This window comes from Aeromicrobium wangtongii, from assembly GCF_024584515.1.
Taxonomy (GTDB): Bacteria; Actinomycetota; Actinomycetes; order Propionibacteriales; family Nocardioidaceae; genus Aeromicrobium; species Aeromicrobium wangtongii.
The window spans coordinates 2,240,589-2,262,476 of sequence record NZ_CP102173.1 but is presented as its reverse complement, the minus strand read 5'-3'; the positions used below and the strand labels follow the sequence as shown (position 1 = coordinate 2,262,476).

Genomic DNA, 21,888 nt, shown 5'->3' with positions numbered 1-21,888 from the left:
GGAGGCCGAGCCCGGATAACCTAGGGTGTGCCCTCGATCCGTGACGTCCTCCACGCCGCCGTCGAGTCCGTCGGGGGGCAGGACCGTCCCGGGCAGATCCAGATGGCCGAGGCCGTCAAGAACGCCCTCGACAGCGGCGAGCACCTGCTGGTCCAGGCCGGCACCGGCACCGGCAAGTCGCTGGGCTACCTGGTGCCGAGCCTGCTGCACGGCAAGCGGGTCGTGGTCGCGACCGCGACACTGAACCTGCAGCACCAGCTGGTCGAGCGCGACATCCCCGCCCTCAAGGAAGCCGCCCGGGCCACGCTCGACAAGGTGCCCCACCACGCCGTGGTCAAGGGCCGCGGCAACTACGCGTGCCTGCACCGGGTCCGCGAGGGCGCGCCCGACGACCAGGGCACGCTGGTCGAGATCCCCGAGGGATCGCTGGGTGCCGAGGTGCTCGAGCTGCGCGAGTGGGCCGAGGAGCAGGCGGCCCGCGGCCACACGGGCGACCGGGACTCCGCGCCCGCGCACAACGACCGCGCGTGGCGCCAGGTCAGCGTCAACCACCGCGAGTGCCTGGGAGCATCTCGGTGCGCGCACGCGCTGGAGTGCTTCGCCGAGCTGGCCCGCGAGGACGCCCACAACGCCCAGGTGGTCGTGACCAACCACGCGCTGCTGGCCATCGACGCGATCGACGGTGTGCCGATGCTGCCCGAGTACGACGCGGTGGTCGTGGACGAGGCCCACGAGCTGGCGGCCCGCGTGACGCAGGCGTCCACCGACGAGCTCGACCCGGTCATCGTCGAGCGCGCCGCCCGCCGCGCGCGGGCCCGGATCAGCTCGGGGGAGGGCGATGACCTCACTGACGCCTCCGACGCGCTGGCCGACATCCTGGCCCGCACGGAAGCGGGGCGCATCGACGAGCTGCCCCAGCCACTGGAGGCGGTCCTGGCGCTGGTGCGCGACAGCGCCCGTGCCTGCCTCTCGGCGTTCCCCAAGGAGGACAAGAGCGAGCCCGATGCCGCCCTCCAGCAGGCCCGCGGCATGGTGGACGACGTCCGCAAGATCGCCGAGCGCATGGCCGCCAAGGGCGAGACCGAGGTCTTGTGGATCAGCGAGTTCAAGGGCAACAAGCAGCTGCACATCGCGCCGATCGACGTCTCCGGGGCGCTGCGTGACAAGCTCTTCGCCGACAAGACCGTGGTGCTGACCAGCGCGACCCTCAAGCTCGGCGGCGGCTTCGAGCCCGTCGCCCGCTCGCTCGGCCTGTGGGGCGACGACCCGCCGTGGACGTCGCTCGACGTCGGCTCGCCGTTCGACTACGCCAAGCAGGGCATGCTGTACGTCGCCAAGCACCTGCCCGCGCCGGGCCGCGACGGCCTGGAGGAGGCGCAGCTCGCCGAGATCACCGATCTGATCGAGGCCGCCGGCGGCCGGACGCTCGGCCTGTTCTCCTCGCGCCGCGGCGCGGAGAAGGCCGCCGAGGAGGTCCGCGAGCGGTTGCCCGATCTCGACATCTGGTGCCAGGGCGATGCGCAGCTGCCCGAGCTCGCGCGCCGGTTCGCCGAGACCCCCAGCGCATGCCTGTTCGGCACCCTCAGCCTGTGGCAGGGCGTCGACCTGCCCGGCGACACCTGCCAGCTCGTCATCATCGACCGCATCCCGTTCCCGCGGCCCGACGATCCACTGATGAGCGCCCGCCAGCGGCTGGTGGAGAAGCGTGGCGGCAACGGCTTCATGAGCGTCGCGGCGCAGCATGCTGCACTGCTGCTGGCGCAGGGCACGGGCCGCCTCATCCGGCGGGGGACCGATCGCGGGGTCGTGGCCGTCCTCGATCCCCGCCTGGTGACCGCACGGTACGGGTCGTTCCTGACCGCTTCGATGCCGGACATGTGGCGCACCACCGACCGGAATGTGGCACTGGCTGCACTTCGCCGTCTCGATGAGGCCGCTAACGCCGCTGACGGCTGATAGTGTCATCGAGTTGTTCGACCTATCACCACGGGGATCCTATGAAGTTGCGTGCCGTCCTGCTGGTTCCTGCCCTCGGGGCGCTTGTCGGTGGGGTGCTGGTCGCCTCACCCGCCCAGGCAGTTCGGGCGCAGCAGATCACCGGAACAGTCAGCGGTCCCGGCGGAGCCGGCACCGTCGGCCCCGTCCGCGTCGAGCTGCTCTCGGTCGTCCGCGGCGGCAACACCAAGGTGGTGCGCTTCGCCAACAACGTCCCCGACGGCGGCAGGTACTCCTTCAGCGTCCCGCTGAACGGCACCAAGAACAAGACCTCGCGTCCGTACCGGTTGCGCATCTCCGCGCCCGCCACCGCGGGCTCGGCCCGGTCCTGGTTCTGGCGCGGCAAGAACGGAAAGCCCACGACCGGTGGGCGCTACCTGCGTGACGCGACGGTCGTGAAGGCCACCAAGTACGGCGCGTTCCGGGCCGACTTCCGGTACACCACGCTCTCCGGCACCGCGCCGGCCGGCTCGCGGATCACCGTGGCCGCAGCACCCCCGTCCTACAAGGGCGGCAAGGAGGCCCGGCGGGAGCTGGACATCCCGGGCTGCGCGAACGTGTACGCGACCACCACGGCCTCGAACGGCACCTACCGGGTCGACTTCCTGCCCTACGGCTCCGGCGACAAGCGCTACATGGTCGCGGCCCGACTGGGTGATGACGAGCGCTGGAACAACAGCTTCGGCAGCTGCTTCGACGTGCAGAACTACCGCTACTCCCGGTCCAACATGCTGGCGCTGAACCCTGCCGGCACGAACCACCCGGTCGAGGTCGGCGCCAGTGGCAACCACCTGACGGTCAACGGCGCGTTCCGGGGCTTCAAGCCCACGGCGCAGGGCGACCGGTGGGTCAGCATCCGCGAGGCCCAGCCGGGCGTGCCGGTCCTGGCCTCGCCCGTCGTGGCGCAGAAGGCCACGACCCGCGCCGGCAGCGCGACGTTCTACAACCTGGCACCGGGTCGCTACTACGTCGAGCTGGGCCGCCGTACCGGTTGCGCCGACTGGTACCCGAGCCGGTTCACCAACAACAACACCTACTTCAAGGGCCTCGACCGCGGCCCCGAGCGCTGGAAGTCCTTCCCGTACCTGAGCAAGCTGTCGGGCGGCGCGAACAGTGGACTCGAGGGCATCGCCCGTCGGGCCAACCCCAATCCCGCCACGAGCGCCGAGCAGGGCAAGAAGCCGCGCGGCTTCAAGGGCTGGATGTACCGGACGCACTGCAAGGCGCTGGGCGCCGGCGGCATCAAGACGATCGACATCTCGGGCACCGGCAACAGCCGGAGCACCCGGGTGATCTCCAAGAAGGGCGCCATCGTCAAGGGCCACGTCAGCCGCGTCAAGGGCAAGACGGGCACCGAGATGATGGTGACGCTGACGTCGCAGGACGGCAAGCGCGTCCTGCGCACGGACCTGACCGACGGCCGCGGCAACTTCTACGTCGCCGGCCTGACCCCGGGCCGCTGGAAGATCACCCTCAACGCTGACTCCTGGCGTGGTATCGGCCGCACGTTCACCGGCAAGCACTACATCAAGGTCAAGGCCGGACGCACCTACAACGCGGGGCACCTGCGCTTCAAGTGATCACGGCGGACCACCGGCCCCGGGAACGTCCGTTCCCGGGCCGTGACAGGCTGGGGCCATGACTGTCCTCGTGACCGGCGGCGCCGGCTACATCGGTTCCCACATCGTGCGTGCCTTCGGCCTGGCAGGGCTGGACTGTGTCGTCGTGGACGACCTGTCCAGCGGCCACCGCGAGTTCGTGCCGGACGACGTGCCCTTCGTCGAGTGCTCGATCCTGGACTCGGCCACCGTCACCCGGGCGATGTCCGAGCACGGCGTCGACGCCGTGGTGCACCTGGCCGGGTTCAAGTACGCCGGCGTCTCGGTGCAGCGCCCGCTGCACACCTACGAGCAGAACGTCCAGGGAACCGTTGCGCTGCTGCGGGCCATGCACGAGGCCGACGTCGACAAGATCGTGTTCTCCTCCAGCGCCGCGGTCTACGGCACGCCCGATGTCGACCTGGTCACCGAGCAGACCTCGACCACGCCGGAGTCGCCGTACGGCGAGAGCAAGCTGATCGGGGAGTGGCTGCTGCGCGATGCCGCCAAGGCGTTCGGCCTGCACCACACCTCGCTGCGCTACTTCAACGTGGTCGGCTCGGCCGTCCCCGAGCTCTACGACACCAGCCCTCACAACCTGTTCCCGCTGGTCCTGGACGCCCTGGTCGATGGGCGCACGCCGCGCATCAACGGCACCGACTACCCGACGCCCGACGGGACGTGCGTGCGTGACTACGTGCACGTCGCCGACCTGGCCGACGCGCACGTGGTCGCCGCCAAGAAGCTGCTGGCCGGCGAAGACCTGGAGCCGGTCTACAACCTGGGCAGCGGCGACGGGGTGTCGGTGCGCGAGATCATGACCGCCGTGGCCGCAGCGACCGGCATCGACTTCGAGCCCGAGATCGCCGACCGCCGCCCCGGGGACCCCGCGCGCATCGTGGCCTCCGGAGAGCTGGCCACCCGGGACCTCGGCTGGACCATGAGCCACTCGGTCGAGGAGATGGTCCGCAGCGCCTGGCAGGCGCGCCAGAACCACCCCGCCTGACCGGCGCGGCGGACCGACGATGAGGATTTTGGGTAGCCAGGACTGCCCAAAACCCTCATCGTCGGTCCCGCCTTGGCGTGCGGATCGTGGTGGGGGACGCAGGATGATGGTTTTGGGTAGCTAGGACTACCCCAAACCCTCATCGTTGGTCCCGCCTCGCGGGACCGCCAGTCCGGTCGGGGCAGTGCTCAGACGCGCCGGATGACCGCGGTGACCTTGCCCAGGATCGTGGCGTGGGTGCCGTCGATGGGGGAGTAGTCGTCGTTGTGCGGCAGCAGCCAGACCTTGCCGTCCTTGCGCTGGAAGGTCTTGACCGTGGCCTCACCGTCGAGCATCGCCGCGACGATCTCCCCGTTCTCGGCATCGGGCTGCTGGCGGATGACCACGTAGTCGCCGCTGCAGATCGCCGCGTCGACCATCGAGTCGCCGGAGACCTCCAGCATGAACAGCGTCCCCTCGCCGACCAGCGACTTGGGCATCGGGAAGATCTCCTCGACGCGCTGCTCGGCCAGGATCGGACCGCCGGCCGCGATACGTCCCACCATCGGGATGTTGACCGCGCTGGGCATTGCGTCGCCGATGCCGGTCTCGTCGACCCCGCTGTCACCCTCGGGCGCGCCGCTCATCGAGCGGCGTGCCTTCAGGACGTCCGGCAGGAAGATCTCCAGGGCGCGGGGACGGTTGGGATCGCGCTTGACGTAGCCCAGCCCCTCGAGTGCCCGCAGCTGGTGGGCGACCGACGAGGTGCTGGTCAGGCCGACCGCTGCACCGATCTCGCGCATGCTGGGCGGGTAGCCGCGCTTCTCGATCTCGTCGCGCAAGAACTCCAGCACCTTGCGCTGGCGCGTGGTGAGGCCCGAGGAGTCGGCGGGGCCGTCGGGCAGCTCGGTGACGTCGGCGTTGCGATCATCGGTCATGGGGAAAGGCTATCCCGAACCGGGGCGCATGTTCAAACATATGTTCGATGGCGTGTCGCGAGGGGGTGGCCTAGGTTTTCGGCGTGAGCCAGCCCCGCGTGAGTCCCGGAACCCGTCGATCTGCCGTCGTGACGGGAGGTGCGCGGGGGATCGGGCGAGCGATCTGCGCCGAGCTGGTCGAGCGCGGCTACGACGTGCTGGTGACCGACGTCGACGCGGCGGGTGCGCAGCGGACCGCGACCGAGCTCGGCGCGCACTCCGGACTGGCGCTGGACGTCACGGACCCGGCGGCGAACCGGGCGGTGGCCGATCTGGCGCGGGAGATCGCACCGCTGGGTGCGTGGGTGTGCAATGCCGGCGTTGCCTTCGACGGCGACCTGCCGGAGCTGACCGACGAGCAGGTGCGTCTGACGGTCGACGTCAACGTGCTCGGCGTGATGTGGGGCCTGCGGGTGGCGACCGACGCGTTCCGCGCCCAGGCGAGCGATGGCGTCCCCGGCGGCGAGATCGGTGTGCTCGCCTCGCTCAGCGCGCACGCACCGGTTCCCGGCCTGAGCGTCTACGCCGCCACGAAGGCCGCGGTCCTCTCCGTCGTCACCTCGGTGGCCGCCGAGCTGCACGACGACGGGATCGGCGTGCACGCGGTGTGCCCCGACGGCGTCGCCACCGCGATGGTCGACGGCTTCGACGTCCGAGGCGGGGCCCGCGAGGCGCTGGCGGCCGGCGTCATGCTGACGCCCGAGAAGGTGGCCGCCGAGCTGGTGGGGATGTTCGGCACCGCGCGCGTCGTCAAGACCCTCCCCGCCTGGCGCGGCGGTATCGCGCGGACGGCCTCGCTGGCGCCGGCGGCGTCGATGCACGCCGATCGGGCGATGCGCCGGTTGGGTGCCTACCGCTTGCGCAGGGCCGGGCTGCGCTGAGCCGAGCCGTCAGAGGTCGGCTTCGGCGTCCTGACGACCGCGGCGGAACGGGTTGCGCAGGCGCTTGAAGACGGGCTTCGAGCTCGGCTCCGGGGCCGGTTCGGGCTCCGGCTCCTCCACGACCTCGACCGGGACGCTGTCGCCGTCGGCCTCGGCGCCGCGCAGATCGGCGATCTCCGCGTCCTCGGCGACCGTCTCGGCGGTGACGACGTCCTCACGGACCGCCTCGATCGTGGCGCCGAGCAGGATCGCGTACATCCCGATCCACAGCCACAGCAGCAGGACCACGACGCCGGCCAGTGCGCCGTACGTCTTGCCGTAGCTGCCGAAGTTGTCGACGTACAGCGAGAAGCCGAGCGACACCGCAGCCCACATGACGCTGGCGACCAGCACGCCCTTGGTGAAGATCGAGGGCTTGTTCTCGCGGTCGGGCGCGATGCGGAACAGCACGCCGATCGCCACGACGATGGCACCCAGCAGGATGACCCAGCGGGCGAGCTCCAGCACCACGCGGATGCCCGGGACGATGTCGATCGCGTTGAAGACCGCGGGGGCGGCGGCGACCAGGGTGATGACGAGCAGCATGAACACCACGGCGCCCGCGGTGACCCCCACGGCCAGCAGCTTCTTCTTCACGAAGTTGCGGCGGTCGCGGATGCCGTACATCGCGTTGATCGCCGTGATCAGGTTGCCGACTCCGCCCGACGCGCTGTAGACGGCCAGCACCACGGCCAGGACCAGCCCGAATCCGAGGGATCCGCTCGAAGTCGACACGAGCGAGTCCAGCTGACCGGTCACCAGGGACGCGGCGTCGGCGGGCAGGGCCTCGGTCAGGTCGGCCGACTGCCGCTGGACGGTCTCCGGTGAGGCGACCAGCCCGTAGGTCAGGACGCCGGCGATCAGCGCCGGGAACAACGACAAGAACGTGTAGAAGGCAACTCCCGCCGCCAACAGGGGTGCCTGATGGGCAGATGCGTGCTTCCACGCCGTGAGGACCGTGCTCTTCGCCGCCATGCGTCGACGGTAGCGGGGCGACCCCTCGGGCGCCTCCGGAGCCGTCAGGCAGGGGCGTGCGCAGAAAAAGTGGAGCAATTTCTGACTGGGATTCCAGGCCAGAGCAACACCCAATCGAAATTGTGTTCGATTGGTTCTTCCTTTTGTCGGAGGTGGCCCCTATTGTCGTACATGTGTTCGATCGAACGCCTGTTCGCACCCATCGAATGACATCGAGAGCAGCGTTCGCTCGAGCACCCCACACGTCCAGCACCGTCTCACTTCCCCCACGGAGGCAGCAATGAGCACCATCACTTTCGGCCAGATCCCCTTCACCGCCCGTCGCACCGCACCCCAGATGCGGCTGACCCGCCGCGGCAAGGCCGCGGTCCTGTCCGCCGCCGTGGCCGCGATCAGCGTCCTCGCGATCGTGTTCGGCCCCTCGTCGACGGCCACCGACCAAGTCGGCGCCCCCACCGAGACCACGATGGTCCGAGTGCTCCCGGGGCACACGTTGTGGGAGATCGCGGCGACGGCCAACCCCGACGGAGACATCCGCTCGACGGTCGACGAGATCATCGAGCTCAACGCCCTCCCCAATGCCTCCGCCCTGCAGATGGGCTCGGAGATCGCGGTGCCGGTCTACGTCAAGTAGCCAGCACGCGAACACGTCGAAGCCCGGCGAGGTCACAAGGGAAGGTGACCCCGCCGGGCTTCGTCGTGTCCGGCCCTGTGCGCGTTGACCGCGCGCAACGCACCTGCTTGACTTCTCGTGGTCTCGGGCCGTGAGCCTGTCGCGAACCCGGGGGGTCCCCAGATGCGCCGTGTCGGCTCCAGGCAAAGGGTCGCCGCGCTCGGCTGCGCCTCCGCGGTCATCGCGTCCCTGCTCGCAGCGTGCTCCTCGGGCGGGCCCGACGCGCGCGACGCCGCCGAAGACCTGGCGGCGGGCCTGGCCAAGCAGGACCTCTCGTCGGTGCAGACCGTCAAGGGTGGGCGGGTGCCGCAGGTCGATCTGGAACGCATCGTCAAGGGCATGGACGGACTGAAGCCCTCGGTCACCGTCGCCGACGTGTCCGAGGACGGCGACACCGCCACCGCCGAGCTGGCCACGGAGTGGAAGCTCTCCGGGTCGACCTGGCAGTACACGACGCCGGTCGCGCTGTCCAAGGTCGACGACGCCTGGCAGGTCACCTGGAGCGCGGCGATCGTGGCCCCGGAGCTCGGTGACGACGAGCGCCTGCGGGTCCGCACGACGCCTGCCGATCGCGGCGACATCCTGGGCGCCGGCGACCAGCCCATCGTCACCGCCCGCGACGTGGACCGCATCGGCATCGACAAGACCAAGGTGCCCGCAGAGCAGGCCGGGGCGTCCGCCCGCGCACTGGCCCAGCGCATCGACATCGACCCCGACGCCTACGCCAAGCAGGTCGAGGCCGCCGGCCCGCAGGCCTTCGTCCTGGGCCTCGTGGCCCGTTCGGGCTCGGACGCGGCGCTGAGCGATGGCGAGCTGGCCGCGATCCCCGGTGCCGTGGCGCTGCCCGGCTCGCTGCCGCTGGCCCCGAGCCGGACGTTCGGGCAGCCGATGCTCGGTGTCGTCGGTGAGGCGACCGCCGAGATCGTGCAGAAGTCCAAGGGCTCGGTGCGCGCCGGTGACACCGTCGGTCTGTCGGGGCTCGCGCTGCGTTACGACAAGCAGCTGCGGGGGAGCCCCGGCGTCATCGTCGAGGCGGTGTCCTCCGCGGAGGGGGCCGAGCCGCGCGCCCTGTTCACCGGCAAGCCCACGCCGGGCAAGCCGCTGCGCACCACGATCGACGTCGCGATGCAGGCAGCCGCCGACGAGATCCTCGCCGGGGTCGGGCCCGCCAGCGCGATCGTGGCGATCCGACCCTCGACCGGCCAGGTCGTGGCACTGGCCAGCGGGGCCGGTGGCAAGGGCGCCGACACCGCCGCATCCGGCCACTACCCGCCGGGATCGACGTTCAAGCTCGTCACCGCGCTGAGCCTGCTGCGGTCCGGGCTCACCCCCTCCAGCCAGGTGCCGTGCACCGACACCGTGACGGTCGATGGCAGGCGGTTCAAGAACTACTCGGACTATCCGGGCAACGCCGTCGGCGACATCCCGCTGCGCACGGCGATCGCCAACTCGTGCAACACCGCGATGATCGCGATGCGTGACAAGGCGCCACAGGATCAGTTGGCGCAGGCCGCCGCGGCCCTCGGACTCGGCCCGGACGTCGACCTGGGATATCCCGGCTTCCTCGGCTCGGTGCCCGAGCAGGCGGCCGGCACCGAGCACGCGGCGTCGATGATCGGCCAGGGCAAGATCGAGGCGTCCCCGCTGGCGATGGCCGTCGTCGCCGCATCGGTGGCGAGGGGGGAGCGGGTCACCCCGACGCTGCTGGCCGACGCACCGACCAAGCCCGCCACGCCGGCGACCAAACCGCTGACCGCCGGCGAGGCCAAGCAGCTCCAGGAGATGTTCCGCGCGGTGGTCACCGACGGTAGCGGCCGGTTCCTGGCCGACGTCCCCGGCGGACCGGTCTCGGCCAAGACCGGCACGGCCGAGTACGGCACCGACACGCCGCCGCGCACCCACGTGTGGATGATCGCGACCCACGGCGATCTGGCCGTCTCGGTGTTCGTCGCCGACGGCGAATCCGGATCGCAGACCGCCGGCCCGCTGCTGGAGAAGTTCCTGCGGGCCGCTCAGTGACCGCGGGCTGGCCGTCGGACGGGACGGAAACCGTGGAGATGCCGGTGGCCACCGATCCGGCGGCACGCCCCGCGAGCCGGGAGCGCGGTCTGCCGGCGCCGGCGCTGATCCCGATTGCGGGTCTCGTGTGGTGGGTCACCGGGTTCCTGCCGTGGATTCTGAGCGGCCTGGGTCACGACGTGCTGAGCCGGCTCGGCACGCCCTTGGCGGCGGTGCCGTTGTTCACCGGCCACGTGAGCGAGCTGCTGGTCGGGTCGGGCGTCGGCGGGCTGACCGCCGGTTTCGTGCCGCTGCTGGGCCGGGGTCGTCGGGCGTCGCGCATCGCTGCTGTGGCCGCCGGCGTGACGCTGACGGTCATGATCGTCGTGATGCAGTCGCGTAGTGCGCTTGGCGGCACCGACGGACGCGTCCTGGACGGGTTGACCGCGCTCGTCGTGCTCGTGTCGGTCGTCGCCCTCGCGATCGGTCTGCTGGCGACCGCCGGTCGTGCCGGGATCGGCATCGCCGGCGCCGCGCTCGCCGGCGCGGCGCCCGTGTGGCTCCCCGCAGTGCTGAGCCAGGTCGGTCTGGACGGCCCGGGTGCCTTCCAGCACGTCACCGACGTCGCGCGATGGGTGGGCGCCGCCATGTTGGCCGCATCGCTCGCCACGATCGGGCTGCGGCGCGTGGCGCGCTTGGTCTGGTGGCCGGTCGCGATCGTCCTGGCGTGGATCGTGTCTCCGACGGTCACCGCTGCTGCGTACATCGAGCCGATGCTGCGCCCAGGCATGGGGTTGCCGGACATGCTGGGTGAGCACCTCTCGGCGACGTTGGACGTGTGGCGCATGGCCGCCTCGCCCGGCGTCCGCCCGCTGACCCCGTGGATCGTCGCCATCGTGGCCGGCGTCGTCATCTCGCTGGTCCTCGACCGGGTGCGGGCGAAGGACCATCCGGTGCCGGCCGAGCCGTAGGCGACAATGGGCGCATGCGAATTCATGTCGTCGCCGATACGGCGGACAAGGACGGCGGCTACGTCGCGGAACGTCTCGTGCAGCGCGGGGGAGAGATCGTCGAGCTGGACCGCGACGACCTCCCGGCCCACGACACGATCGGCGACTCCGACCTGGTGCTGCTGCTCGGCTCGGACAAGTCGGCGCACGAGGACAAGTGGATCGAGTCCGTCACTGCCGAGATCCGCTTCGTGCGAGCGTCGCTGAAGGCCGGCACCCCCGTCATGGGCATCTGCTACGGCGCCCAGATCATGGCCCGCGCGCTTGGCGGGACGTCCTGGCGCTCCGACCAGGCCGAGCTCGGCTGGGCCCGGGTCGACACGACCGACCAGGCGCTGTGCCCCGAGGGGCCGTGGGGGCAGATGCACCGGGACGTCTTCGCTCCCGGCCCGACCACCAAGGTCATCGGCACCTCGTGGCGCGGCCCGCAGTGCATCATCGACGACAGCTTCGGGGCCCGGGCGATCGGCTGGCAGTTCCATCCCGAGGTGACCCCCACGACGTACGAGCGGTGGGTCAAGGAGGGCTACTGGGGTGACACGGGCGCCGATCCGAAGGACCTGATCCGACAGGCCTACGATCACGCCCCGGGGTCCCGCAATCTGGCGCACCGCCTCACCGACGCGGCGCTGAGCTACCTGGGTGTCGCATGAAGAACCGTCCCAGTGGCTACGCCTGGGAGGTCCGCGGCAAGGAGGTGGTGATCTCCCACCACGGCGCCGAGGCGGCGGTCCTCAAGGGCGAGCGGGCGCACCAGTTCGTCCGCGAGGCCGAGAAGGGTGATCCGCAGCTGCTGATGGCGCGCATCGCCGGCGGCACCTACAAGGCACCCGACGAGCGTCGCTCCGGTCCCAAGCCGCGCCCCCGCAGGCGCCAGTAGGGCCCCCGGGCAAGACGAAGCCCCGGCTCAGCGTGTGGGCCGGGGCTCCGAGCTGGGGGGGGCTGCGTCAGCTGGTGGCTTCGGCTGCCTTCTGGGCGGCCTTCGCGGCACCCTTCTCGGACCGCGCGTCGCTCGTCGACAGCTTGCCGCCGGCGCTCTCGAGGTGCGCGCGGACGAACCAGTGGAACAGCTCGAGCTTGGTCAGCTGACCGATGATCAGGTCCTCGGTGACCGGGTCGAGCTCGGACACCGCCTCCTGTGCCTTGCGGTGGTCCTTCAGCAGGTTGACGTAGACCTCGTCCAGCGCACCGAGGTGCTCATTGGTCGTGGCGCGACCCAGGGAGTAGTCGTCCCAGGTGCGTCCGTTGACGATGGCGCCCGGCGTGCCCTGCGGGGAGACGCCCAGGGTCGCGATGCGTTCGGCCGTCTCGTCGACCATGCCGATGACCTCGAGCACGTGCGGATCGATCATCTCGTGGACCGCGATGAAGTGCGGGCCGACGACGTTCCAGTGGACGTGCTTGAGCGTCAGGTGCAGGTCGTTGAGAGCGTTCAGGCGGTCCTGAAGGATGCCAGCGAGCTTCTCGCCCTCAGCGGGCTCCAGGCCGGGAATCGTGAATTTCGGTGAAGTAGCCATGGCAGGTCAGTACCCCGGCCGTTGCATTTCATGCACCCGGGGCAAAAGATGCATGCCGCCCGCGGGACCGCTAACGTCGTGGGTCGCCGTCGCGCGCTCACCCAGCGCATCCGCGGCGGCTACGCACCTAGGGAGGACCCCCACATGGGCATCATCGGATTCATCATCGTCGGCCTGATCGCCGGTTTCATCGCTCGCGCCGTCGTGCCGGGCAAGGACCACATGGGCGTCATCGCGACGATCATCCTGGGCATCGTCGGTTCGTTCATCGGCGGATTCCTGGGATCGCTGATCCAGGACGGCCCGGCTGACCTGACCGCTTCGGGCATCATCGGCTCGATCATCGGTGCGATCATCGCGCTGCTGGTGTGGCGTCAGGTCGGCGGACGCTCGCGCGTCTGAGCCCGATCCCCAGCGACGCCCCTCGGCCCCGGCCGAGGGGCGTCGCTGCGTCCGGGACGAACTACCACGAAGAGCTCGCCGCCCGGTGTCGTGGTCGCGCACGGATGCCTTCGGCCCGGGACGTAGATTTGAGTCATGGCATTGATCGTCTGTCCTCTGTGCGTTCGCGAGGACGACATCCACCTGGTCCGCACCCTCCCGGACGGTCGCAAGGAAGCTCGCTGCGACGACTGCGACTTCACCTTCGTCTACGGCTCGCCGCGCGAGGAGAAGCCGGCCGCCGCGCCGCCGCGCAAGCGCAAGGCTGCCCCCAAGGTCTCCAAGCCCACGGTCGCGCCGATCACGGTGGTCGCCCGCCGCTTCCCGACCGTCGAGGACGTCGAGCTCGACGCCCGCCAGCAGGCCGAGCTGCTCAAGGCGACCTTCCTCGCGACGGTGCCCTACGAGCCCGACCAGCTGGTCGCCCGGCACTGGATGAAGTACCGCTGGGTGTTCTCGGCCGACGGCCTCGAGAAGGTCGCGACCGCCGACTTGAAGTACTTCGCCGACAACCCGATCGGGGCGGCCACCGGCGACCCCACCGCCTTCGACAAGGGGTGGCTGCTGCTGGGCGAGCTCGAGTGCGCCCGGCGCATCCGGGCCGTCACCAACCACCTGCTGCGCGGCCCGGGGGAGCTGGCGGACCGGCTCACCGAGCTGGCCGACGGGACGTTCGCGATGGCGATGCCGGGCTGGGGCGAGGCACTGCTGACCAAGACGCTTTCGATCGCCGATCCTGACCGGTTCCTGCCGATCGTGACCTTCCAGGAGAAGAAGGCGCTGACGCTGGCCGTCTACGGCCTGGAGCTGCCGGTCGTCGACGAGACATCGCTGACCCTGGGCCGGCTGGCGGTGTGGAGCAACGACCTGCTGCTCGAGCTGCTCGGCGACGGCTTCACCGATCTGCACCACGCGGCCGCGTTCCTGCGCTGGGCCAAGGACCAGTAGGCCTCACATCGGGCCGGCCGACGTCCCGTCGACGTCGAAGCGCGCCGCGAAGATCTCGCTGTCGCGCAGCTCGGCCGGCGACTGGGCGGCGCTCCACAGCCAGCCCTGCGCGTAGTGGCATCCGCGTGAGCGCAGCGCGTCCACCTGGGCCGGCGTCTCGACCCCTTCGGCGACGATGGACAGGTCCAGCGAGCGTGCCAGCTCGACCAGCGACGTCACGATGGCCAGCGAGTGGGCGTCGTCCGGGATGCCCTCGACGAATCCGCGGTCGATCTTGAGCACCGTGATCGGCAGGTCGCGCAGGTAGGCCATCGAGCTGTAGCCGGTGCCGAAGTCGTCGATCGCGATGCCGAATCCGTGGTCGCGCAGGCGCTGGAGCACGGCGACCGCGACGGTGGTGTCGGCCATGATCGCGCTCTCGGTGATCTCCAGGGTGACCAGCGCGGGCGCCAGCCCGGCCTGCTGGGCGGCGTCGATGATGAAGGCGTCGAGTCCTTCGGCCAGGCTCTGGCCGGACAGGTTGATCGCCAGGACCGTGGACTCCGGCATGGTCCAGTCGGCCTTGAGCTCGGCCACGTCCCGCATGGTTCGGCGGATGACCCAGCGATCGAGGTCGGCAGCACTGGCACTGAGCTCGGCCAGGGCGACGAACCGGGTCGGCGAGATCATCCCCCGGGTCGGGTGGTGCCAGCGGGCCAGTGCCTCGACCGCGCCGACCTCGCCGGTGGCCAGATCGATGACCGGTTGGTAGTGCATCTCCAGGCTGTCGTCGGCGAGCGCGGCGAGCAGCTCGGCACCGAGGGTGTAGCGCTCCTCGGCCTGCTCGGCCAGGGCCGCGTCGAACAGTCTGGCCCGCCCACGTCCGCTCGCCTTGGCGGCGTACATCGCTGTGTCGGCGAAGCGCAGCAGGTCCTCGGCGGTGGTGGAGGGCGACATCGCGACGCCGATCGTGGCCCCGATGCGGATGGTGTGGTGACCGATCCGGTACGGCTGGGAGAGCATGTCGAGCAACGAGTTCGCGATGGCCATGGCGGCCTGCTCGTCGACGTCGTGCAGCACGACGACGAACTCGTCGCCGCCGAATCGGCTCACCAGGTCGACGATGCGTACCGCCGAGCGCAGCCGGCGGGCCACCTGGATCAAGATGCTGTCGCCCGTGGTGTGTCCGCGGCCGTCGTTGACGTCCTTGAAGTGGTCCAGGTCGATGAACAGCACCGCCGTGCCCTCCTCGGCAGGCTTGCCGAGGTGCTCCATCAGCATCGCGCGGTTGAGCAGGCCGGTCAGCTCGTCGTGCTGGGCGGCGTGGCGCAGCTCCAGCTCACCCCGGCGCTGCTCGGTGATGTCGGAGATCATCGCCAGCGAGCCCTGGGGCACTCCGTGGACGTCCGGCATGGGGGAGGCCGCCACCCACAGTGCCCGCATCGAGCCGTCGGGGTGGCGGTACGGCAGCTCGTACTTCTCCGAGCCGCGAAGATGCCGGTCCCGGAGCTTGGCCTCGACCTCCGCGGCATGGACGACGTCCAGCACCGACCAGGCCGAGAAACCGAGGATCTTCTCCATCGGCAGACCGGTGATCTGGGCGAGCCGCTGGTTGGCGTAGGTCACGATGCCGTCGGGAGCGATGACCAAGATGCCCTCCTCGGCCGTCTCGGCGATCGCGCGATAGCGGCCCTCCGAGATGCGCAACGCCTCGACCGCCTCGACCTCGCGGGTCACGTCGCGCACGTTGGTCACGACGACCGCGGCCTCGGTGTCGAGCAGGTTGGTGGACGTCTGCTCCAGCCAGACCCGCGACCCCTCAGCAGTGCGGCCCCGGAAGCGCCAGGTGTGTGATCCCTTCCGGGACAGCATCAGCTGCCAGTTGCGCTTGGCCTCGTCGAAATCGTCGGGATGGACCATCTGGCGCTGGACGTCGGTGGACATGGTGTCCACGGGGCCGAAGATGTCCTGCCCGGCAGGGGACGCGTACACCGTGCGGCTCTCGGCATCGTGCAAGGACATGAAGTCCCGGGAGCGGCTGGCGACCAGGTCGAACGTGTTCTGCAGGTCCGCGCGCGCCCGCTCGCTGTCGCGGAGCGCTCGTTGGTCCTGCACCGAGGTGGCGCACCCGTCGGGTCTGCCGTCCGCGCCGCGCAGCAGGGTCAGGTCGACGCGGACCGGGATGGGCCCGCCGTCGGCGCCCTTGAGCACGGCCTCGACCTGGCCCGACTCGACCTCACCGCGCAGCAGGCGCAGGAAGATCGTATCGATGTCGCCCGGGTCGTCGGCGTGGATCAGCGACCCGGCGGGCACCCCCAGGAGCTCGTCGGAGCTGCGGCCCAGCAGCGCGCACATGGCCTCGTTGACGGCCGCGTACGTCCCGTCGCGGGCGTGCAGGACCTGGGGGAGCTTCGACTGGTTGAAGCGGGCGCGGAAGCGTCCCTCCTCGACCCGGCGCTGCTCCTCGTGCTGCTTCTGCTCGGTGATGTCGGTGACATTGCCGATCACGGCCTGGACGTCGGGGTCGTCGCGCAGGTCGGTGAGCATGGCGCGCGCCCACGTGACGTTCCCGTCGCGGTGCACCAGACGCATCTCTAGCTGGGTCTGTGACGTGCGACCGCTCTGGACGTCGAAGTAGGCCCCGTACACCCGGCTGCGATCGTCCGGGTGCACGAAGTCGAGCCCGGTCACGCCCAGGGCGTCGTCGGTCGCCCAGCCCAGCCTCTCGGCCAGCGCCGAGGTGACCGATGTCAACGACCCGTGCTCGTCGACGGTGAAGATGATGTCGGCGGAGTTGCGCAGCAGTGACAACCACCGGCGCTCCGACCGGGCGAGTTCCAGCTCGGCGTCGACCCGGGCCGTCTCGTCGATGACGATGACGTTCAGCATGTCGTCGCCGCACAGGGTCACGATGAGGTTGACGCGCACGTCGTGCCCGTCGCCGGTGCTCAGCCGGACCCTGACCTGGCCGGCACCAGCACCGCCGGCGACGAGCTGCAGGCACTCGGACATGATGCTGCTGTCCTCCGGGGCACTGGCGAAGCAGTGGAGCCGCTGCCCGACCAGCTGATCGGCAGGCCGCTGCATGAGGGCGACGAAGCGGCTGTCGGCCGCCACGATCACGCCGTCTGGCGTCGTGGTGACGAGAGGCGCGACCGATGGTGCGTGCATCGCGCGAGTGCTCCGTTCCGGGGTGGATTCGTTCTTGGCGGGGGTGGGACCACGGTAGTGGAGCCGGGGTCACCGCGGGGCTTGTTCGAGGCAGGCAGACGGATCAGCGACGCACCCACGCGGAGTACCGCGACGCGCTGGGGAAGAAGTCGCGCTCGGGGCGGGAGTACCGCACGGGGCTGCCGTAGGTGGGACGCTCACCGGTGACGACGGTCCGCACCTGGACCCGGACGCGGGACGGACTGCCCACGCAGCCGGCCTTCTTGAACAGCTTGAGCCGCCCGTAGCCCTTCGGGGGGTTCCAGTCGATGCGGACGGTCCTCCCACACCGGGTCTGGGTGCCGTCCATCCGCAGCCACTCCTTCTTGAACAGCTTCTTGCCGCGGCGGACGGGCACGATGGAGAACTCGCTGAACAGCGGGGCCGACCAGGACAGCTCCGGCCCGCGCGCCTTGGCGTCGGTGTCCAGCAGCACCTCGAGGTACCCGTCGGGTCCGGGGACGAAGTTGTTCGCGGGGAAGGCGAACTTCACGCTGACGTACTTCTTGGTGTTCTTGACCGTGACCCGACCGATGTCGAGCAGGCCGGCGGCGCGGGTGTCGCCGGTCGGGTCCTTGAAGGTGCGCGAGTCGGCGACCGAGGGTGAGGCGGTCAGGACCAGGCCGAGCGCGACCAGGATCGCGACGGCTGAGCGGATCCGGGTGCGGTTCATCTCGTCACGGTAGGGGGCGGCGGCCGACCTGTAAACAGGTGCTTCGGGGTGCCGGTCTCCGGGTGTCGAACCGCCGGGACGGATGGGGCTGGTGTGACTCGCACTACCCCTGACCTGCCCTTTTGCGGCGATGCCGGGACGTCTGCAAAAAATGTCGGTGCAGTCCGCGAATCTGGTTGCCGTGGCTATGTCAGCGGCGTATGGTTACCACTACATCTAGTACTTACACGGTTGTAGTTCTCCACATGTGGGTCCACAGGATGTCGCCGCTGATGCACAGGCCAGAGCTCGAGTGCACAGCGTGATCCACAGGTTCATCCCCAAGAACGTCGTCAGCACATCCTCGTCAGCCCCCGGAAGGAGCGCGCCATGCACTGCCCGTTCTGCAAGAACACCGATACGAAGGTGCTCGACAGCCGGGTGGCCGACGAGGGCGGCGCCATTCGTCGTCGCCGGGCCTGCTCGGAGTGCGGCAAGCGCTTCACCACGATCGAGCAGATGCAGCTCATGATCGCCAAGCGGTCCGGTGCCACCGAGCCGTTCATCCGCGACAAGGCCATCGCCGGTGTCGCCAAGGCGTGCAAGGGACGTCCGGTCTCGACCGACGACCTGGCGCGTCTGGGCCAGCAGGTCGAGGACGCGCTGCGTGACCGCGGCGCGGCCGAGATCCCGGCGCACGAGGTCGGCATGGCCATCCTCGAGCCGCTCAAGGCCCTGGACGAGGTCGCGTACCTGCGCTTCGCCAGCGTCTACAAGTCGTTCGAGTGCGCCGATGACTTCGCCGCCGAGATCGCGACGCTGATGGTCGCCGCGGCCGACGGCGAGCTGGCCGAGCAGACCCGCGACCCGTCGCGCGACCGCAGCGCCACCGACGGCAGCTGACGAAACATCCACCCCGGCGGGGTTGTTGTACTGCACGACCCGCGCCCAGAACTTCCCGAAACACCAGCACCACCATTCATTCACCGCATACACAGGAGCAACCACATGACGGAGACGGTCAGCGGCCCCACGGGGTCCCCGCGCAAGGCAGCCAAGGCCAAGGCAGGCGCGGGCCTCACGGTCGAGCGCGTCTACACGACCGAGGGCGTGCACCCGTACGACGCCGTCACGTGGGAGCGTCGCGATGTCGTCCAGACCAACTGGAAGACCGGCGAGAACGTCTTCGAGCAGCGCGGCGTGGAGTTCCCCGAGTTCTGGAGCGTCAACGCCTCCACGATCGTCACGACCAAGTACTTCCGCGGCGCCGTCGGCTCGCCGGAGCGTGAGACCAGCCTCAAGCAGCTGTTGGACCGCGTCGTCCTGACCTACACGCAGGCCGGCCGCGACAACGGCTACTTCGCCAACGAGGAGCAGGCCACGATCTTCGAGCACGAGCTGACGCACATGCTCCTGCACCAGGTCTTCAGCTTCAACAGCCCGGTGTGGTTCAACGTCGGCACGTCCAGCCCGCAGCAGGTCAGCGCCTGCTTCATCCTCGCGGTGGATGACTCGATGGACTCGATCCTGAACTGGTACAAGGAGGAGGGCCTGATCTTCAAGGGCGGCTCCGGTGCCGGCCTGAACCTGAGCCGCATCCGTTCGTCCAAGGAGCTGCTCCGCTCCTCGGGTGGCACGGCCTCCGGCCCGGTCTCGTTCATGCGCGGTGCGGATGCGTCCGCCGGCACCATCAAGTCCGGTGGCGCCACGCGTCGTGCGGCCAAGATGGTCGTGCTGGACGTCGATCACCCCGACATCGCCGAGTTCGTCGAGACCAAGGCCAAGGAGGAGGACAAGATCCGCGTCCTCCGCGACGCCGGCTACGACATGGACCTCGGTGGCGCCGACATCACCTCGGTGCAGTACCAGAACGCCAACAACTCCATCCGCGTCAACGACGAGTTCATGCGCGCGGTCGAGGAGGGCAAGGAGTTCGGTCTGCGCGCCCGCACGACCGGCGAGGTCATCGAGACCGTCGACGCCCGCAAGCTGTGGGACGACATCGCCAAGGCCGCCTGGGCCTGCGCCGATCCCGGCATCCAGTACGACGGCACGATCAACGACTGGCACACCTCGCCCGAGGCCGGACGCATCACGGCGTCCAACCCGTGCTCGGAGTACATGCACCTGGACAACTCCAGCTGCAACCTGGCCTCGCTGAACCTGCTGAAGTTCCTCAAGGACGACGGTTCGTTCGACACCAAGACCTTCGTCAAGGCCGTCGAGTTCATCATCACCGCGATGGACATCAGCATCTGCTTCGCCGACTTCCCGACCGAGGCGATCGGCGAGACGACGCGTGCCTACCGTCAGCTCGGCATCGGCTTCGCCAACCTCGGCGCGCTGCTCATGGCGTCCGGCCTGGCGTACGACTCCGACGGCGGCCGTGCCCTCGCCGGCGCGATCACCTCGCTGATGACCGGCACGTCCTACCGCCGCTCGGCCGAGCTGGCCGGCGTCGTCGGCCCGTACGACGGCTTCGCCCAGAACGCCTCGGGCCACGAGCGCGTCATGCGCAAGCACCAGGCCGCCAACGACCAGATCCGCACGATGCACTCGATCGACATCGACGTGCACCGTGAGGCCGCCAAGCAGTGGGCCGACAACCTGAAGATCGGTGCCAAGAACGGCTGGCGCAACAGCCAGGCGTCCGTGCTGGCCCCGACCGGCACCATCGGCTTCATGATGGACTGCGACACGACCGGCATCGAGCCGGACTTCTCGCTCGTCAAGTTCAAGAAGCTCGTCGGCGGCGGCTCGATGCAGATCGTCAACCAGACGATCCCGGCTGCGCTGAAGAAGCTCGGCTACGCGAACGAGACGATCGAGGCGATCGTGGAGTACATCGCCGAGAACGGTCACGTCGTCGACGCGCCGGGTCTCAAGACCGAGCACTACGAGGTCTTCGACACCGCGATGGGCAAGCGCTCGATCGCTCCCATGGGCCACGTGCTGATGATGGCTGCCTGCCAGCCGTTCCTGTCCGGTGCCATCTCCAAGACGGTCAACCTGCCGGAGACGGCCACGGTCGAGGAGATCAAGGACGTCTACTTCCAGGGCTGGAAGCTGGGCCTGAAGGCGCTGGCGGTCTACCGCGACAACTGCAAGGTCGGCCAGCCGCTGTCCGACGGCAAGGAGGCCAAGTCCTCGGGCTCGGTCGAGGTCAAGGAAGTCATCAAGGAAGTCATCGTCGAGAAGCCGATCCGTCGTCGCCTGCCGAAGTCGCGCCAGGCCATCACGACGTCGTTCTCCGTCGGTGGCGCCGAGGGCTACATGACCTCCGGTGCGCACGAGGACGGCTCGCTCGGCGAGATCTTCCTCAAGCTGGGCAAGCAGGGCTCGACCCTGGCGGGCATGATGGACGCCTTCAGCATCGCGATCAGCATCTCGCTGCAGTACGGCGTGCCGCTGGAGACCTTCGTCAGCAAGTTCACGAACATGAAGTTCGAGCCCGCCGGTCTGACCGACGACCCGGACGTCCGCATGAGCCAGTCGATCATGGACTACACGTTCCGTCGCCTGGCCCTGGACTACCTGGACTTCGACACCCGGTCGGCGCTGGGCATCTTCTCCTCCGACGAGCGTCAGCGTTACCTCGACACCGGCTCCTACGAGCCCGTCGACAACGCCGGCACCACCGCCGCCGAGCTGATCGAGTCGGCGCCCGTTGAGCCTGTCGAAACGGCGAAGGTCGAAACGGCGAAGACGCCCGTTGAGCTTGTCGAAACGGAGCCTGTCGAAACGACGGCCTCGGTCTCCGGTGACGCCCACACGGCGGCCGCCGCCAAGCCGGCTCCGTCGCAGGCGCACACCAGCGCCGAGCTGTTCGAGCAGATCACCGGCTCGGCGGTCGACTCGCCGCTGTGCATGACGTGCGGCACCAAGATGCGTCCCGCCGGCTCTTGCCACGTGTGCGAGGGCTGCGGAAGCACCAGCGGCTGCAGCTGATCCAGTAGCCGTACAACGATCCCGGCCCGGGTTCTCCTTCGCGGAGAGCTCGGGCCGGGGCC

18 protein-coding genes are annotated in these 21,888 nt (G+C 69.6%); 13 read left to right on the top strand and 5 right to left on the bottom strand.

Translation table 11 applies throughout. The features are described 5' to 3' along the window. The first annotated feature begins 27 nt into the window (after positions 1-27). From NQV15_RS11080 to galE, 3 genes are read left to right on the top strand one after another with little or no spacing between them, the layout of a single operon-like run. The gene (locus NQV15_RS11080) at positions 28-1,956 is read left to right on the top strand and encodes an ATP-dependent DNA helicase (protein ID WP_232399917.1); all 1,929 of its coding nucleotides are present in this window, start codon (positions 28-30) and stop codon (positions 1,954-1,956) included. Between the two features lie 41 nt (positions 1,957-1,997). After that, positions 1,998-3,575: a selenium-binding family protein gene (locus NQV15_RS11075; RefSeq protein ID WP_232399916.1), complete on the top strand. Its 1,578-nt coding sequence runs from the start codon at positions 1,998-2,000 to the stop codon at positions 3,573-3,575. 58 nt (positions 3,576-3,633) lie between these two features. Next, positions 3,634-4,599, top strand: a complete 966-nt coding sequence (galE, locus tag NQV15_RS11070) for a UDP-glucose 4-epimerase GalE (protein ID WP_232399915.1) — start codon at positions 3,634-3,636, stop codon at positions 4,597-4,599. Between the two features lie 188 nt (positions 4,600-4,787). On the opposite strand, the gene lexA is transcribed toward galE, so the two are convergent. After that, positions 4,788-5,516, bottom strand: coding sequence for a transcriptional repressor LexA (gene lexA / locus NQV15_RS11065; RefSeq protein ID WP_232399914.1), 729 nt, complete (start codon positions 5,514-5,516; stop codon positions 4,788-4,790). A gap of 83 nt (positions 5,517-5,599) precedes the next feature. On the opposite strand from lexA, the gene NQV15_RS11060 reads away from it, so the two are divergent. Continuing rightward, positions 5,600-6,436, top strand: coding sequence for an SDR family NAD(P)-dependent oxidoreductase (locus tag NQV15_RS11060; protein WP_232399913.1), 837 nt, complete (start codon positions 5,600-5,602; stop codon positions 6,434-6,436). A 9-nt stretch (positions 6,437-6,445) separates the two neighbouring features. Here NQV15_RS11060 and NQV15_RS11055 read toward each other — a convergent pair whose 3' ends face one another. Next, positions 6,446-7,450: a YihY/virulence factor BrkB family protein gene (locus NQV15_RS11055; RefSeq protein WP_232399912.1), complete on the bottom strand. Its 1,005-nt coding sequence runs from the start codon at positions 7,448-7,450 to the stop codon at positions 6,446-6,448. Between the two features lie 280 nt (positions 7,451-7,730). Here NQV15_RS11055 and NQV15_RS11050 point away from each other — a divergent pair, with 280 nt between their 5' ends. The 5 genes from NQV15_RS11050 (at position 7,731) to NQV15_RS11030 (ending at position 12,011) form a co-directional block, all read left to right on the top strand. After that, a complete protein-coding gene (locus NQV15_RS11050; RefSeq protein WP_232399911.1) occupies positions 7,731-8,084 on the top strand; it encodes a LysM peptidoglycan-binding domain-containing protein in 354 nt (117 codons plus the stop codon). Between the two features lie 162 nt (positions 8,085-8,246). Next, the gene (locus tag NQV15_RS11045; RefSeq protein WP_232399910.1) at positions 8,247-10,142 is read left to right on the top strand and encodes a penicillin-binding transpeptidase domain-containing protein; all 1,896 of its coding nucleotides are present in this window, start codon (positions 8,247-8,249) and stop codon (positions 10,140-10,142) included. A 44-nt stretch (positions 10,143-10,186) separates the two neighbouring features. Next, positions 10,187-11,092 carry a hypothetical protein gene (locus tag NQV15_RS11040; RefSeq protein ID WP_232399909.1) on the top strand — a complete coding sequence of 302 codons (906 nt, stop codon included), beginning with the start codon at positions 10,187-10,189 and terminating at the stop codon, positions 11,090-11,092. Between the two features lie 14 nt (positions 11,093-11,106). Further along, positions 11,107-11,784 (top strand): type 1 glutamine amidotransferase, encoded by a 678-nt coding sequence (locus NQV15_RS11035; RefSeq protein ID WP_232399908.1) that lies wholly within the window; start codon positions 11,107-11,109, stop codon positions 11,782-11,784. Further along, entirely contained in the window at positions 11,781-12,011 is a 231-nt protein-coding gene (locus NQV15_RS11030; RefSeq protein ID WP_232399907.1) for a hypothetical protein, read from the top strand. Before NQV15_RS11035 ends, NQV15_RS11030 begins: the two co-directional genes overlap by 4 nt. A gap of 67 nt (positions 12,012-12,078) precedes the next feature. On the opposite strand, the gene NQV15_RS11025 is transcribed toward NQV15_RS11030, so the two are convergent. Beyond that, the gene (locus tag NQV15_RS11025) at positions 12,079-12,648 is read right to left on the bottom strand and encodes a Dps family protein (protein ID WP_232399906.1); all 570 of its coding nucleotides are present in this window, start codon (positions 12,646-12,648) and stop codon (positions 12,079-12,081) included. Positions 12,649-12,792: 144 nt separating this feature from the next. Here NQV15_RS11025 and NQV15_RS11020 point away from each other — a divergent pair, with 144 nt between their 5' ends. Beyond that, a complete protein-coding gene (locus NQV15_RS11020) occupies positions 12,793-13,050 on the top strand; it encodes a GlsB/YeaQ/YmgE family stress response membrane protein (protein ID WP_232399905.1) in 258 nt (85 codons plus the stop codon). A gap of 135 nt (positions 13,051-13,185) precedes the next feature. Beyond that, positions 13,186-14,037, top strand: coding sequence for a hypothetical protein (locus NQV15_RS11015; RefSeq protein WP_232399904.1), 852 nt, complete (start codon positions 13,186-13,188; stop codon positions 14,035-14,037). A 3-nt stretch (positions 14,038-14,040) separates the two neighbouring features. On the opposite strand, the gene NQV15_RS11010 is transcribed toward NQV15_RS11015, so the two are convergent. Continuing rightward, positions 14,041-17,187 carry a bifunctional diguanylate cyclase/phosphodiesterase gene (locus NQV15_RS11010; protein WP_232399903.1) on the bottom strand — a complete coding sequence of 1,049 codons (3,147 nt, stop codon included), beginning with the start codon at positions 17,185-17,187 and terminating at the stop codon, positions 14,041-14,043. 103 nt (positions 17,188-17,290) lie between these two features. Beyond that, positions 17,291-17,899 (bottom strand): hypothetical protein, encoded by a 609-nt coding sequence (locus NQV15_RS11005; RefSeq protein WP_232399902.1) that lies wholly within the window; start codon positions 17,897-17,899, stop codon positions 17,291-17,293. Positions 17,900-18,268: 369 nt separating this feature from the next. Here NQV15_RS11005 and nrdR point away from each other — a divergent pair, with 369 nt between their 5' ends. Both nrdR and NQV15_RS10995 read left to right on the top strand, forming a co-directional pair. Further along, positions 18,269-18,781 carry a transcriptional regulator NrdR gene (gene nrdR / locus NQV15_RS11000; protein ID WP_232399901.1) on the top strand — a complete coding sequence of 171 codons (513 nt, stop codon included), beginning with the start codon at positions 18,269-18,271 and terminating at the stop codon, positions 18,779-18,781. Between the two features lie 105 nt (positions 18,782-18,886). After that, complete coding sequence (locus NQV15_RS10995; RefSeq protein WP_232399900.1) at positions 18,887-21,826, top strand: vitamin B12-dependent ribonucleotide reductase; 2,940 nt, start codon at positions 18,887-18,889, stop codon at positions 21,824-21,826. Positions 21,827-21,888 lie beyond the last annotated feature (62 nt).

Coding starts and splice junctions, on each gene's coding strand:
- NQV15_RS11075 (WP_232399916.1), top strand. CDS start 1,998: ATGAAGTTGCGTGCCGTCCTGCTGGTTCCTGCCCTCGGGGCGCTTGTC.
- NQV15_RS11025 (WP_232399906.1), bottom strand. CDS start 12,648: ATGGCTACTTCACCGAAATTCACGATTCCCGGCCTGGAGCCCGCTGAG.
- NQV15_RS11035 (WP_232399908.1), top strand. CDS start 11,107: ATGCGAATTCATGTCGTCGCCGATACGGCGGACAAGGACGGCGGCTAC.
- NQV15_RS11055 (WP_232399912.1), bottom strand. CDS start 7,450: ATGGCGGCGAAGAGCACGGTCCTCACGGCGTGGAAGCACGCATCTGCC.
- lexA (WP_232399914.1), bottom strand. CDS start 5,516: ATGACCGATGATCGCAACGCCGACGTCACCGAGCTGCCCGACGGCCCC.
- NQV15_RS10995 (WP_232399900.1), top strand. CDS start 18,887: ATGACGGAGACGGTCAGCGGCCCCACGGGGTCCCCGCGCAAGGCAGCC.
- nrdR (WP_232399901.1), top strand. CDS start 18,269: ATGCACTGCCCGTTCTGCAAGAACACCGATACGAAGGTGCTCGACAGC.
- NQV15_RS11045 (WP_232399910.1), top strand. CDS start 8,247: ATGCGCCGTGTCGGCTCCAGGCAAAGGGTCGCCGCGCTCGGCTGCGCC.
- galE (WP_232399915.1), top strand. CDS start 3,634: ATGACTGTCCTCGTGACCGGCGGCGCCGGCTACATCGGTTCCCACATC.
- NQV15_RS11010 (WP_232399903.1), bottom strand. CDS start 17,187: ATGCACGCACCATCGGTCGCGCCTCTCGTCACCACGACGCCAGACGGC.
- NQV15_RS11020 (WP_232399905.1), top strand. CDS start 12,793: ATGGGCATCATCGGATTCATCATCGTCGGCCTGATCGCCGGTTTCATC.
- NQV15_RS11015 (WP_232399904.1), top strand. CDS start 13,186: ATGGCATTGATCGTCTGTCCTCTGTGCGTTCGCGAGGACGACATCCAC.
- NQV15_RS11050 (WP_232399911.1), top strand. CDS start 7,731: ATGAGCACCATCACTTTCGGCCAGATCCCCTTCACCGCCCGTCGCACC.
- NQV15_RS11005 (WP_232399902.1), bottom strand. CDS start 17,899: ATGAACCGCACCCGGATCCGCTCAGCCGTCGCGATCCTGGTCGCGCTC.
- NQV15_RS11030 (WP_232399907.1), top strand. CDS start 11,781: ATGAAGAACCGTCCCAGTGGCTACGCCTGGGAGGTCCGCGGCAAGGAG.